15 protein-coding genes are annotated in these 14710 nt (G+C 33.0%); all 15 read left to right on the forward strand.

Annotated elements, in window-relative coordinates; genetic code table 11:
- Positions 1-4: 4 nt before the first annotated feature.
- The 15 genes from ACFFGV_RS17020 (at position 5) to ACFFGV_RS17090 (ending at position 14653) form a co-directional block, all read left to right on the forward strand.
- Complete coding sequence (locus ACFFGV_RS17020) at positions 5-1315, forward strand: UDP-glucose dehydrogenase family protein (protein WP_377350402.1); 1311 nt, start codon at positions 5-7, stop codon at positions 1313-1315.
- Between the two features lie 34 nt (positions 1316-1349).
- Positions 1350-2510 carry a sulfate adenylyltransferase gene (gene sat, locus ACFFGV_RS17025; protein WP_377350404.1) on the forward strand — a complete coding sequence of 387 codons (1161 nt, stop codon included), beginning with the start codon at positions 1350-1352 and terminating at the stop codon, positions 2508-2510.
- Between the two features lie 13 nt (positions 2511-2523).
- Positions 2524-4293, forward strand: coding sequence for an SLC13 family permease (locus ACFFGV_RS17030; protein WP_377350406.1), 1770 nt, complete (start codon positions 2524-2526; stop codon positions 4291-4293).
- A gap of 9 nt (positions 4294-4302) precedes the next feature.
- Positions 4303-4902 (forward strand): adenylyl-sulfate kinase, encoded by a 600-nt coding sequence (gene cysC, locus ACFFGV_RS17035; protein WP_377351109.1) that lies wholly within the window; start codon positions 4303-4305, stop codon positions 4900-4902.
- A gap of 258 nt (positions 4903-5160) precedes the next feature.
- On the forward strand, positions 5161-5922 hold the full coding sequence (locus ACFFGV_RS17040) for a YveK family protein (protein ID WP_377350408.1): 762 nt from the start codon (positions 5161-5163) through the stop codon (positions 5920-5922).
- Positions 5894-6592, forward strand: a complete 699-nt coding sequence (locus ACFFGV_RS17045) for a CpsD/CapB family tyrosine-protein kinase (RefSeq protein WP_377350411.1) — start codon at positions 5894-5896, stop codon at positions 6590-6592. The genes ACFFGV_RS17040 and ACFFGV_RS17045 overlap by 29 nt, the downstream gene beginning before the upstream one ends.
- 30 nt (positions 6593-6622) lie before the next feature.
- Positions 6623-7396, forward strand: coding sequence for a tyrosine-protein phosphatase (locus ACFFGV_RS17050; protein ID WP_377350413.1), 774 nt, complete (start codon positions 6623-6625; stop codon positions 7394-7396).
- A gap of 22 nt (positions 7397-7418) precedes the next feature.
- Positions 7419-8087, forward strand: a complete 669-nt coding sequence (locus ACFFGV_RS17055) for a sugar transferase (protein WP_377350415.1) — start codon at positions 7419-7421, stop codon at positions 8085-8087.
- A gap of 25 nt (positions 8088-8112) precedes the next feature.
- Positions 8113-9162, forward strand: coding sequence for a polysaccharide pyruvyl transferase family protein (locus ACFFGV_RS17060; protein WP_377350418.1), 1050 nt, complete (start codon positions 8113-8115; stop codon positions 9160-9162).
- Positions 9163-9200: 38 nt separating this feature from the next.
- Positions 9201-10415, forward strand: a complete 1215-nt coding sequence (locus ACFFGV_RS17065) for an O-antigen ligase family protein (protein WP_377350420.1) — start codon at positions 9201-9203, stop codon at positions 10413-10415.
- Complete coding sequence (gene pssD / locus ACFFGV_RS17070; protein ID WP_377350423.1) at positions 10412-10861, forward strand: PssD/Cps14F family polysaccharide biosynthesis glycosyltransferase; 450 nt, start codon at positions 10412-10414, stop codon at positions 10859-10861. The genes ACFFGV_RS17065 and pssD overlap by 4 nt, the downstream gene beginning before the upstream one ends.
- Before the next feature lie 10 nt (positions 10862-10871).
- On the forward strand, positions 10872-11381 hold the full coding sequence (gene pssE / locus ACFFGV_RS17075) for a PssE/Cps14G family polysaccharide biosynthesis glycosyltransferase (protein WP_377350426.1): 510 nt from the start codon (positions 10872-10874) through the stop codon (positions 11379-11381).
- Positions 11374-12381 (forward strand): glycosyltransferase family 2 protein, encoded by a 1008-nt coding sequence (locus ACFFGV_RS17080; protein WP_377350428.1) that lies wholly within the window; start codon positions 11374-11376, stop codon positions 12379-12381. The genes pssE and ACFFGV_RS17080 overlap by 8 nt, the downstream gene beginning before the upstream one ends.
- Before the next feature lie 17 nt (positions 12382-12398).
- Positions 12399-13148: a sulfotransferase family protein gene (locus ACFFGV_RS17085; RefSeq protein WP_377350430.1), complete on the forward strand. Its 750-nt coding sequence runs from the start codon at positions 12399-12401 to the stop codon at positions 13146-13148.
- 32 nt (positions 13149-13180) lie between these two features.
- Positions 13181-14653, forward strand: a complete 1473-nt coding sequence (locus tag ACFFGV_RS17090; protein WP_377350432.1) for an oligosaccharide flippase family protein — start codon at positions 13181-13183, stop codon at positions 14651-14653.
- The last annotated feature ends 57 nt before the right edge of the window (positions 14654-14710 follow it).

Consider the following 14710-nt stretch of genomic DNA (forward strand, 5'->3'; position numbering starts at 1 on the left):
AACAATGAAAATATCAGTAATTGGCACAGGCTACGTTGGATTAGTAACTGGTGTTTGCCTCACAGAAGTTGGACATGAAGTCACCTGTATTGATATCGATGAAAAGAAAGTGAAATCCATGCGTGAAGGGATTTCACCTATATATGAACCAGGTCTAGATGAAATGATGAAGGCTAATATAGAGCGACAGCGACTATTCTTTACATCCAGCTATGAGGAAGGAATGGAGGGAAAGGAAGTCGTCTTTATTGCTGTTGGAACACCGCAATCAAAGGATGGATCTGCAGATTTAACATACTTAAACAAAGCTTGTAAAAGCATAGCACAAAATATGAAGCGGGACTTAATTGTGGTAACAAAGAGTACTGTACCAGTCGGTACGAACGAGCATGTGGAGCAAGAAATCACGAAGCACATTACAAATGGCTTTAAGGTAAAGGTTGCTTCCAACCCAGAGTTCCTTCGCGAAGGCTCTGCCATTTACGATACCTTTAATGGCGACCGCATTGTTATAGGAGCAGAGGAAGAAGCAGTACTTGATAAAGTAAGGTCCATATACGAAAGCTTTAATCTACCGATTGTTTCTACAGACCTTAGAAGCGCTGAAATGATTAAGTATGCTTCAAACGCTTTTCTAGCAACTAAGATTAGCTTTATCAATGAGCTAGGGAACCTTTGCGAGAAGCTAGGAGCAAACATCGAAAACGTATCAGCAGGAATGGGCATGGATCAGCGCATTGGTAACAAATTCCTGCAGGCCGGCGTAGGCTATGGCGGCTCCTGCTTCCCGAAAGATACAAATGCCCTCCTATCTATAGGAAAAAGCTATGGGCACGACATGCCAATCATCCAAAGCGTTATCGACACGAACGAAAAGCAGCAGCGTATTATAGTAGATAAAATTAAAGAATATTCACCAGACCTACTGAATAAAAAAGTGGCTGTACTAGGTTTAGCATTTAAGCCAAATACAGATGATATGAGAGATGCTCCATCCATCAAGGTAGTTCGAGAGCTAGTTGATGCAGGTGCAGAGGTACACGCCTATGACCCAATAGCTTCTGAGAACGCCCGAATCTTCCTGCCAGGCTCTACTGTATATAACAGCTCTGTTGATGAAGCAATAGAGGATGCAGATTTTGCTGTTATTATGACGGATTGGAAGGAAATTAAAGAATATGAACTACAAAAATTTACAAAGTTATTGAAGAATCCTGTTTTATTCGACGGTAGAAACTGCTACAATTTACAAGAAGTTGCGCAATATGGACTATCCTACTACTCCATTGGAAGACCTACAGTAGGCATGAATTAATCCATTAGCAAACAACATAACGGAGGGGAATACTTTGGTACAAACTTTAACTAACGAATCTATTCCACATGGTGGTACTCTTGTTAACCAAATTGATGAATCCAAGCAAGCTAAAGAAGAAGCACAATCCTTACAGAAGCTGACTATTTCCAAATGGTCTATCTCTGACCTTGAGCTAATTGGCATTGGTGGCTTCAGCCCACTGACTGGCTTCATGAAAGAGCAGGACTACACTCGTGTAGTAGAAGAAATGCGCTTACAAACAGGCGAAATTTGGAGTATTCCAATCACTCTTCCTGTTAGCGAGAAAGAAGCAAAGCGTTTCAACCTAGAAGAGAAAATCGCACTGCAGGGGGAAGATGGTATAATCTACGGTACCCTTACAGTCGAAGAAAAATATACGTATGATAAAGAAAACGAAGCAGAGAAGGTGTATGGCACTAAGGAAGAAGCACACCCTGGCGTGAAAAAGGTGTACGACAAGGGCGATGTGTATCTTGGCGGACCGATTACATTAATTAACCGTCCAGACCATGGAGAGTTCTCTGACTTCTACCTCGATCCAGCAGAAACACGTCAATTGTTCGCAGATCTTGGCTGGAAAACCGTTGTAGGCTTCCAAACTCGTAACCCTGTACACCGTGCTCATGAGCATATTCAAAAAACTGCTCTAGAGGCGGTAGATGGTCTATTACTTAACCCGCTTGTAGGGGAAACAAAATCGGATGATATTCCAGCAGACGTTCGTATGGAAAGCTATCAGGTTATCATGAAGAACTATTACGTAGAAGATCGCGTACGTCTAGTTATTTATCCTGCAGCAATGCGTTATGCAGGACCTCGTGAGGCTATCCTTCACGCAACGGTTCGTAAAAACTACGGCTGTACCCACTTCATTGTCGGTCGTGACCACGCTGGTGTCGGCGATTATTATGGCACCTACGATGCGCAGACTCTTATTGAAACAGTAGAGGATGAGCTAGGAATTGCTATCTTTAAGTTCGAGCACGCGTTCTACTGCCAGATATGCGAGAACATGGCATCTGCAAAAACGTGCCCACACGACAAAGAACATCATGTTCACCTAAGTGGAACGAAAGTAAGAGAATTGCTACGTAACGGAGAGCGACCTCCGAAGGAATTCTCTCGTCCGGAAGTGGCTGACGTACTGATTAAAGGTATGAAGCAGAACTAGAGGTGAATGGCATATGACAGCTGAAATGATTGTTGTCATCATAGCTATCATACTAATGCTGGTCGGGCTATTTTTCGAGATAGTCCGACCAGATTTATTAGTATTTGGAACGTTATTTTTCTTCCTTATGATGGGCTATGTAAATACAGAACAAGCATTAACCGGTTTCTCCAACGAAGGCATGCTCACCGTAGCGCTTCTGTTTATTATATCTGGTGTGTTTGAAAGAAGTGGCTTAATCGAAAGACTGATAGGTAAGTTTCTGGCCAACACCAAATCAGAACGAGGGGCGTTAGTGAAGCTGCTAATCCCAATCTCTACCTTTTCCGCTTTTTTAAATAACACCCCGATCGTTGTTACGCTAACCCCTATAATCAAGAAATGGGCTTCTGAACAGAAGATATCTCCATCCAAGTTTCTTATACCATTATCCTATGCATCCATTATCGGGGGGACTATAACCTTAATGGGGACCTCTACTAACTTAGTAGTAAATGGTCTTCTGCAGCAGGAAGGGAAGGAATTCACGTTCTTCCAGCTTGCCTGGGTAGGGCTGCCAGTCACGTTAATTGGATTAGTCTATTTAATACTGTTTAGTCCTAAAATTCTTCCTAATAATCAAAGCTTAATAGAGAAAGTAAAAAAGAATACGAAGGACTATTTAAGTGAAATAGTAGTGACATACGAATTTCCTCATAATGGACAAACAGTGGAACAAGCTGGGTTACGAAATTTAAAGGGTCTATATCTGATTGAAATCATTAGAGAGAACAGAAGTATTACCCCGGTAACGGGAGAAACCACCATTTACCATGGGGACAGACTTCTATTTACAGGAATGCTATCTACCATAGCTGATTTACAGAAAAGAAAAGGACTTACGCTTGATACCGGTACAGATTTGTCGCTGAATGATGTCGAACAACAGGACGCACCTTTGGTAGAAGCAGTTGTTTCTCATCAGTCCTATCTAATTGGAAAAACGATTAAACAAAGCCGGTTTAGAGAAAAATATAACGCGGCTGTTTTAGCTGTACACCGAAATGATGAGCGAGTTCAGGGGAAAATAGGAGATATAACACCAAAAGCCGGAGACCTATTATTGCTTGTTACGGGGCAGGATTTCGACCCTAACCAAGAGCATCGAGATTTCTATACTACTTCTCCAATTGAAGAGCAGAAATTCTATGAAAGCGAAAATAAAGGCTGGCTGGCACTTATATTGTTATTAAGTATGATTGCCCTAGTAACGTTTCAAGTGATATCTATCTTTAAAGCGATGGTGATTGCAGTCGGAGTACTTATTGCAATAAAAGCCATTTCCCCAAAGCAAGCAAAGCAATCGGTGCAATTTCAAGTATTATTATTAATTGCCAGTGCCTTAGGTATTGGTAATGTCATTAAGGAAACAGGAACGGCCCAGTTTTTAGGAGCTACTATCGTAGAATCACTGGCACCATTAGGTGTACTGGCTATCTTGGCATCCATCTACGTAATGACAAATGTATTTACTGAGCTTATTACCAACAACGCCGCAGCTGTTATTATGTTCCCTATTGGCATAGAAGTAGCCTCCAAAGTAAACTTGGATCCTATAGGAATGGCGGTCTTGGTTGCTGTTGCTGCGTCGGCTAGCTTTCTATCCCCGATTGGCTACCAGACCAACTTAATTGTCTATGGCCCAGGAGGCTACACCTTCAAAGATTATATTAAGACTGGATTACCACTTACATTCATTGTTATGATAACAACGATAGGAATTGTATATTTAAAATATATTTAGGAGTGAAATATATTGGCATCGACTAACATTACATGGCACAATTCAAAAGTAACAAAGGAAGACAGACAGAAACAAAAAAATCACAAAAGCCCTGTCATCTGGTTCACAGGCTTATCAGGATCCGGTAAATCAACTGTATCCGTTGAATTAGAAAAAGCATTGTATGAGCATGGAGCTCACGCCTATCGCCTTGATGGTGACAACGTACGCCATGGCTTGAATAAAAACCTTGGCTTTAGCCCAGAAGATCGTAAGGAAAATATTCGTCGAATCGGGGAAGTAGCCAAGCTAATGAATGATGCAGGACTTATTACCCTGACAGCATTCATCTCCCCTTATCGAGAAGATCGAGATCAAGTAAGAGAGCTATTAGAAGACGGAGAATTTATCGAAGTATTTGTTAAATGCTCTGTAGAGGAATGCGAAAAGCGCGACCCTAAAGGCTTATATCAAAAAGCAAGAGCTGGAGAAATCAAAGGCTTTACCGGCATTGATGCTCCTTATGAAGAGCCTAAAAATCCAGAAGTAGTAGTAGAAACAGATAAAATGGAGCTTCATGAATCAGTAGAAGCAATTATGAATTACCTAAAAGAAAAACAATATATTTAATTTTTTATTCAAAAAGACTTCGGTTTTAATGAACCGAAGTCTTTTTTTGTCAAATTTTATTAATTTTCATGAATATGTATTCCCAATACTGGTTTTTTTTGTTATAAATGTATTTATGGAAAAAATTAGACCTAATACTTTAGTCTTACCCTTTGTTTTGTAATCTAAACGTAAAAATTCCTACAATTTTGCTGAAAATTGTCTAATCTATGCTATAATGTACCACAGATTTACATATTGAAATGGAGGAAACAACATATGGAGGAAACAATTTCATTAAAAGAAATCAGTCATACTTTAAAAAAACGTTGGTTAATGATAATTTCTTTTAGCTTAATTGCAGTTATTATATCAGCAGTGGTTAGTTTGTTTATACTTACCCCTAAATATCAAGCAACTGCTCAATTTATTGTTAGCACTCAAAATAATGGTCAAAGTAATCAGGTTGACGTAAATGATATTAAAACTAATGTTGAATTAATAAATACATATAACGTTATAATAAAAAGTGACCGTATATTAAACGCAGTAAATGAAGAGTTGGAATTTACAGGAGGATCCTCATGGATAAGAGAGAAACTAGAAATAACAAATGAAAAAAACTCACAGGTTGTAAATGTAAATGTTAATGATAGCAACCAAGAAAATGCTTCAAAATTAGCCAATACTATAGTAAAAGAGTTTAAAGAAGAAGTTCCAAACTTAATGAATGTTGATAATGTAAATATTCTTACGGAAGCTCAAGTTGTAAATAACGCAAGACCAATCTCGCCAAAACCAATGTTAAATTTGTTAATAGCCTTAATATTAGGATTGATGTTAGGTGTAGGGACTTCATTCTTACTTGAATATTTAGATCAAACAATTAATAGTGAGGAAGATATAAACAGTAAACTAGATTTGTCAGTACTTGGCGTAATTTCACATATTGATGAAAGTGATGTTAAAGATAGTTCCAGCAATTCATTTGTTTCAAAAAGGAGTAATTCTTATGAGAAGAAACAGAAAAAAACGATTTAAGTCACATCAAGGTAGAACATTAATAACTGATTTAAATCCTAGTTCACCTATTGCAGAGCAATATAGAACAATTAGAACAAATATAAGTTTTTCTGCGGTCGATGATAAAATAAATACCCTAATGGTAACATCATCTAACCCCTCTGAGGGGAAATCCTTGACAACTGCTAACTTAGCTATAGTATTTGCGCAACAAGGTAGTTCTGTGCTCTTAGTAGATGCCGATTTAAGAAAACCAACCTTACATTATACATTACAGAAAAGTAATACATTAGGACTTAGTAATTATTTAGTTGGAGCACAAACAATAGAATCAATTGTACATAACACCTCTATTGATAATCTTCATGCTGTTACTTCAGGCCCTATACCCCCGAATCCTTCAGAACTATTGGGATCAAAATCAATGGGGAATTTTATTGAAGAATCTAAACATATATATGATGTAATTATCTTTGACACACCTCCAGTCCTAGCAGTTACTGATTCTCAAATCCTATCAAGTTTATGTGACGGAACAATTTTGGTAACTAGGAATAAGCAGACAGAGATTGATGAGGCTAGAAGAGCAAAAAAATTACTGGCACAAACTAATGGAAGGTTGCTAGGGACAATTTTAAATGATGCAGAAAGAAAAAAAGAAAACTATTACTATTATTATGGTAACTGATAAATCAATTAATGTTAGGGGGGCTCAATAATGATTGATGTTCATACTCACATACTCCCGTGTATAGATGATGGGGCTCAATCTATTGATAACTTTTTGAGTATGGCTAATGCAGCAGTTAATGATGGCATAACTACAATGGTTGCTACTCCTCATCATAAAAATGAGAATTATAATAATCCTTCAAGTTCTATAGAACAACTCACTTATCAAATGAATTGTTTGTTAGAAAAGGAGAAAATCCACCTAGAACTGGTTCCTGGTCAGGAAGTAAGGATGCATGGAGATTTGTTGGAGGGGTTGCATATAGGAGAAATACTTCCAATAAATAATAAATCTTATGTACTAGTGGAATTCCCATCAGATCATATCCCGAAATATTCAGATGAAGTGTTTTTCAATATGCAATTAGAAGGCTATAAGCCAATAATAGCACATCCAGAAAGAAATAGAGAAATTATTCAAAACCCTGAAAAGTTATATGATTTTGTTGAAAGAGGGATTATTACGCAAATTACTGCAAGTAGTCTGATTGGATTATTCGGAAAGAAAATAATGAAATTTTCATACAAACTGATCAAAGAAAATTTAACCCATATTATTGCATCAGATGCTCATAATGTTAATCAGCGAGGTTTTTGTCTTAACAAAGCCTACCAAGAAATAGAAAATAAATTTGGTGAAGGATTAGCTAATATGTATTACAGTAATTCTTTTTCAGTTTTAAAAGGATTACCTATTGAATTGGTGCAGCCAAAGTATAACAAAAAGAATACGATTAGAAAGTTATTTAATATATATTAATTTGAGAGGATGAAGTTGGGCGATGAAGGAATATAATAATGTACCTCAACTAAATTCTGAAAATAATTCCTATAGAAAAACAAGTAAAATATATCCTTTTAATAAAAGAATAATAGACATAATTGGGTCTACTATTGGAATTATATTCTTATTTTGGTTATTCCTTATAATAGCAATTATTATAAAAATGGAAGATCCTAAAGGTCCTGTAATATTCAAGCAGAAAAGAATAGGGAAACATGGTAGTGAATTTAATATGTATAAATTTAGATCCATGGTTACAAATGCTGAAGAGTTATTAAAAAATTTGAAAAGCGAAAGCGATGTAACTGGGGCTATGTTTAAAATGAAGCATGATCCAAGAGTTACAAGAATAGGTAAGTTTATTAGGAAAACTAGTATTGATGAATTACCTCAACTTTGGAATGTTTTAGTTGGTAACATGAGCCTAGTTGGTCCAAGACCTCCATTGGAAAAAGAAGTAATGGAATATAGTGAATATGATAAAACAAGGTTAAAAGTAAAGCCCGGCTGTACGGGTTTGTGGCAAATAAGTGGTAGAAGTAATATAGGATTCAAAGAAATGGTGGAATTAGACTTGAAATATATTAATGAACGAAATACTTTATTGGATATAAAAATTATCTTCAGAACAATAAAAGTTATTTTTTTATCAGAGGGAGCTTATTAACCTGTAATTTAAGGAGTTTATCTTAATGGAGAAAAAAAATATAGCTGTCTTAGCATACTTTGAAAAAAATCTTGGTGACGATTTATTTATTAAGATGCTGCTAGAACGCTATCCAAATGTGAATTGGTATCTTATTGGTGCACACGAAAGTTATAAGGGTATGTTCCCTAACATGAATATACAAACAATAAGTAAGAGATATTTCTTATTAAACTTCTATAAATTTGACGCCTTAATTAATATAGGGGGATCAATTTTTATACAAACACCACGTTGGTATGGCTATTTTATAAAAAGATTGGCGTTAACCTTGCCGTTAAAAGTTTTGAAAAGAAAAGTATTTGTGCTAGGTGCAAATTTTGGTCCTTATAATAGTAACCTCTTTGAAAAAAGCTATAATTATTACTTTAAAATTTTAGATGATGTATGCTTTAGAGATAGTAAAAGTTACAATTTATATAGGAATATTAATAGAGTTAGAGTGGCACCAGATATTATATATGGTCTAAATACAGATAAATACAATGTCCCTACAGAACCCAATAGTATGGGGGTTTCTGTGATGAGTTTAATCAATAGACAGAACTTAAGAAAATATAATAAAGATTATTTAAATAATCTGTCCGAAAGTATTTCTGATTTAATTAAAAGAGGGTTTAATATAAAACTGTTTTCTTTTTGTAAAGAAGAAGGAGATGAGAGAGCAATTAAAGATATTTTAACCTTGATTTCTCCTAGCGAAAGGGAATATATAGAAGTTATTAATTACAATGGTAATATTGATGAATTTCTTTATCAATATTCCAAGGTTGAATCCTTTATAACTCTAAGATTCCATTCTTTAATTCTGTCACAACTGTTTAATCAAAATATTTATCCAATCACATATAGTGACAAAACAATAAACGTTTTGGAGGATTGCTCTATTCAAGACTATTTACACATTAAAAATATTACTAAAATTAATAGTGAGAGAATATTGAATTATTCCAATAAACACAACCTTAATATAAAATACAAAAGTAAGAGTTCAAATCAACATTTTAGTTTAGTCGATAATTTTTTGCCAAGATAACTCATCTGGTTTGAATTATATGAGAGTTGGTAGATAAGTTGTTAAGTAATAATATATCATTAAAAAAATATTCCTTTATATTCATAATTCTTTGGATGGTGATAATTGCTCCAAAGTCTGTTCAGTTAATATTGTTTTTATTTTTGCTTCCTTTTATTCTTCCAAAAAAGTTTAAGTTAGATATTCCATTAATTCTAGGGATTTGCTACATAATTATTTATGCTTCTTCAATAATAATAAATGTGTTCAGATTTGACCATGAAATAATCCGAGTCATTGCATCTGGTAATAATCTGCTTATTTGGATATTAGCTTTCTTATTTTATGTTGTGTATAAAGAGAATAAAGTAGAAAAATTAGAAGTAACTAGAATATTAAAGAATAACTTCTACATTCTAATATTTCTTTATTATGCTTCACTATTTCTTTATTTTATATTAGATAAGCCTAATATATCATTATTCGGTCATTCTTTGTATGATGAAGCTTGGTTTGATAACAACCTAGTTATAAGATTTTCTGGATTTACAGATTATGCCAATTTAGTTATTATGTTTGTGTTTTTGTTTTTCCCATTCTTTTTACATTATATAAATAATAAATCAAATAATTTTTATAAGTTTTTTATGGTCATGAGTGTTTTTTTGGTGGTGGTTCAAACTTATTCTAGAAGTGGATATGTTCTATTAATTTTCCCAATATTTTTTTCAATAACCCTATATCTACAGGAGAAATTAGATAAGAGGTTACTATTGCTTATTTATATGTTAAATATGGTGATTTTGGTAGTTATATTAAGTTACACACCAGCTAGCGAGATTGTATATTCTGTCTTTTTAGAACTATTAAATGCAAGAGAGGGTAGTACAGAAACTAGGTCTTTGTTATTGACTGAAAGCATTAATATTACAAATACTTTATCTCCTTATATTGGAATGGGGATAAAAACTCTCTCGCCTTTTGGATTATTACCCTACGGTTCTCACTCAACGTTTGTGGGATTTTTCTACAAAAGTGGCTATATTGGTTTGATTATAACAAGCTTTTTATTCATAGTTATTAATTTGAAATTAATAACATTTTTAATTAGAAGGGATCACATATTAAGAAGTAGTTTATCCATACATTTAATTATGGTATCTGCAATGTTTTTTGTAGAGGATATTGATGGAACAAATTGGTTGTTGGTATTTTACTTCATATTAGTAGGTTACGTGTTTAATTCTAAAAATTGGAGTGTAAATGAAAAATGAAAATATGTTTTGCAACATCAAGTGGCGGACACCTGACTCATTTAGTCTTACTAGAAAAATGGTATAAAAATCATGATAGATTTTGGGTTACTTTTAATAAGGAAGATGCTAAAACGGTACTTGCAGATGAAAAGAAGTTCTTCTGTTATTATCCTACAAATAGAAGCATAAAGAATTTGGTGAAAAATAGTATATTGGCATTTAGGTTAATATTAAAAGAAAGACCAGATGTAATTATTTCAACAGGAGCAGGTGTAGCAGTCCCCTTTTTTTATATAGGGAAATTATTTGGATGTAAAACTATATATATTGAAGTATATGACAGGATAAATATACCGACATTAACAGGAAAACTTGTGTACCCTATTACTAACAAATTTATTGTACAGTGGGAAAGTCAATTGAAGTTTTATAAAAATGCAACTTTAATAGGTCAGATAGTGTAGGTGAATTTTTATGATATTTGTTACAGTTGGCACGCATGAGCAACAGTTTGATAGGTTAATTAAGCATGTTGATCAATATGTTCAAGATAATGGAATAAATAAGGCTGATATCTTTATTCAAACGGGTTACACCAAATACAATCCTAGTAATTGTACTTATAAATCGATGCTAACATATAAAGAAATGAATTATTACTACGAGCTCGCAGATATCATTATTACTCACGGAGGACCAGGTAGTATGTTTCTACCATGGAAGTTAGGAAAAAAGGTTATTGCTGTACCAAGAAAAGTAGATTTTGGAGAGCATGTGGATAATCACCAAGTTGATTTTTGTGAAAAAATGGAAAAGGAAGGGAAAGTTATAGCTGTTAAAGAGATTTCTGAGTTAAGTAGCCATATAGATAATATGTTTAATAATAAAACACAAACACGCTTATATACGAATAACACAAAGGAATTTATAAAAAAATTCAATAAAGAAGTTAACTCTTTGTTTGATGGTGTAGAAAATGGTTGATTTAAGTATTATTATACCGGTCTATAATTTAGATAAGTATTTACATGAATGTATTAATTCACTTGTATATCAGAAAGAGAGCCGTTATACTTATGAACTGGTTTTTGTAAATGATGGAAGTAATGACAATTCTTTAAAAATATTGTCCAATTTCAAAGAATGTTATCCGGATATAATACATGTTTATAGTATAAAAAATTCAGGTGTATCTTATGCGCGAAATTATGGAATTCAAAAATCAAATGGAAAATTTATTGCATTTGTAGATGGGGACGATTGGGTTAGTAAAGACTTTGTGTACAGAACTCTTGATAAAATTGTAAATAAGGATATACAATTTGTTATATCATATATGGCTCATGTATACGGGCAGAAAACATTAAATGAGAAAGAGGAAATTAATAAATTTCTTTTTAATCTAGAAAACCATGTTACTGGAAAAATATTCGATAGAGAAATACTTCAAAATAACCAAGTTGTATTCCCTGAAAATGTGAAAATAGGTGAAGATTTTGCTTTTTTATTCTCTTATATATTATTGATTGATAATTATGAGATAATACATGAGCCTTTGTATTTTTATAGGAGAGAAAGAGAGGGCTCTGCTATGAGTAGTAAATCTAATTCAAATTTATTTTTAGACATCAACTCCGCATGTGAAAAATTATTATCATTTGCATCTGATAAACAGATACTAATTGAAAATGAAAGAGAGATCGAGTACCTATTCATAAAAAATGTTATCGCAAGAACAATTCCTAAAATTGTAAAAAATAATTTTCCTAATTATAAATTAATTAAAAAATTAGTAAAAAAAGAATACACTTTTGTAGAACAATATTTCCCTGATTGGTGTAATAATCCCTATTTCACTGAAGACATAGAAAGTTATTTTAAAGAAAACGTAGGTTCGAAGTATTTGGAAAATTTAACATTAATGAGAAACCCTAAAGCGTCCCATTTTGTTAAACTATATATTGATAATAAAATAAGAAGATAAAATGTGGAGGAATACAATTGAATTTAAACCATAACAATTCAAAGAAAATTTTTATAGTTGGGTCTGGTAGGTCAGGAACCCATTGGTTAGGGTATATATTAGATGATCACCCCGACATTACAGTTTCAATAGAGAAGAAACAAATATTTAATAAAGTTACTGAAATGGCTTTAAATCCAAACTCTAGAAAGGACCTCTTTGCCAAATTATTAAATCTTTATAATAGAGAAAGTTTGAAATGTAAGACAAGCTATTACGCAGATAAAAGTCATCCAAATTTATGGTTGGTTGAAGCATTAGCTAGTATATATCCTGATGCATATTTTATCGGTATTCAAAGAAATCCTTATGCAACTGTTGCCAGTATGTTAAAGCACGGGTATGAAGGAGTGTTAAAATGGCATAAAGAATACACTAAATATCCAATACCTAATAAGTTCTTGGGTATTACGTCAGATAATATTAAGAATTACGAAGATTTTCCTATTGCTAAAAAATGTGCATTAAGGTGGTTAGCACACAAAAATAGAATGGATCAAATACAAAAAGAAGAAAAGTATAAACTGCATGTTGTTAAATATGAAGATTTAATAACAGACACTAATAATGAAGTAAGAAAGATTAAAGAATTTTTGGAAATAAAAGAGGATATGTCAATTCCAAATGTTAAGAAAGAGTCTTTAAATAAATGGAAGGAACAACTTACAAAGGAAGAAATTAATCAGGTTTATGAAATTGTTGGAATCGGACCGGATGAATACATTTAGTAATTATTATGTTTTATTGAGGTGTACTAATTTTGTTTGCTAAATTCAAAAATAAACATATGTTAGATTTATTATTTTTGACCCTCTCCCAATTATTAAATGCATTCTTATCATTTATTATTCAAATTATCTTGGTTAGAGTTGTTTCAGTAGAAGCTTATGGTGCTTTATCAACTGTGTTAAGGCTTAACACATTGTTTTCTACTCTAATAGTTTTTGGCGTAGGTAGGTTTTGGTTGAGAATTTTCGCTTCTGAGGGCGTTAATGCTTTTAGGTGGGTCAAACCAACTTTATTTTTAACTATTCTATCCACATTTATGACAGTACTCCTTTATATAATCACTATTTGTTTTGTTGAAAATAATTTAACTATTACAATTGGCTTTATAATGATAAGTGCACTAATTGCTCAAGGCACTACTGACTTAGCATTATCTGTTCTGCAATTAGAGAGTAATTATAAAGTTATTTCTATTTTACAGGTATTAAATAATGGCTTAAGGTTTTTAGTAGTTATAATTGGTAGTATAATTTCATTCGATATATATGGGATTGCGATTGGTTTTTCAATGGCCGCCTTGTTGTTAATTGTTATTCAAATACCTATTATTGTTAGGATGTTTTCAGAAAATCTCTTTATAAAAGAGAAATCAATAGCAAGTGAAGTGAGTTTTGTTGACTCTCCTGATTTTAAACAAACCGTTGTAGGTACTTGGCCATATGCGGTAGGTGGTTTTTTCTTTCTTGTTTATTATCAAGTAGACATACTATTACTTAATATAATCAATGGGGAAATGTCGGCAGCCTACTATAATGTTGCATTTACTGTGCTCAGCTTTTTATACTTATTCCCAAATGTTTTATACCAAAAATTTCTTTTGCCTAAAATTCACAGATGGTCTGTCAGTTCTCCAGGTAAAATTCAAACTTTGAATAATTTGGGGACAAAATGTGTTGCTATAATTGGTTCAATATTTATGATTATAGTTGTAGCCACCTCGAACACTTTAATTCCACTAACATTTGGAAAACAATATGAAGTATCTGCATCAATATTAATGATTATGTCTTTATCTTTACCTTTTAGATTAATGGGAAACAATTATGGAAGTTTGCTGGTGACCAGGGAAAATATGGTTAAAAAAGCTAAGTATCAAGGGGTTGGTGCAGTATTAAATTTGACCCTAAACTTATTGTTGATACCTTATATTACAGTGTTTGGTGCTGCTATATCTACGGTAATTACAGAAGGTTTAATAACATTGCTATTTTACCGAGGCGTTAATAAATATATTTTCAAGAGTGCCATCCGTTATAAGTTAAACTTTAATTTTTTTCAATTTTATTTATATATCTATATGTTAGTCCTCGTTAGCTTTATTTTTTATATACTTTCTTTATATAAAGAAAATATATATATCTTTATATATACCTTTATTACAATAGTGATTTTAATCAAACCGGCTAAAGTAATTTTTAGAGAGTACATATTAATTAAAGGTTAACGCTTGTTTTGTGTGACGGGTTAAGAAGTCTAATTATTCTTTTAATTACGAATGCAT

The sequence above is a fragment of the Pontibacillus salicampi genome (assembly GCF_042434395.1).
In the GTDB taxonomy this organism is placed as follows: domain Bacteria; phylum Bacillota; class Bacilli; order Bacillales; family BH030062; genus Pontibacillus; species Pontibacillus salicampi.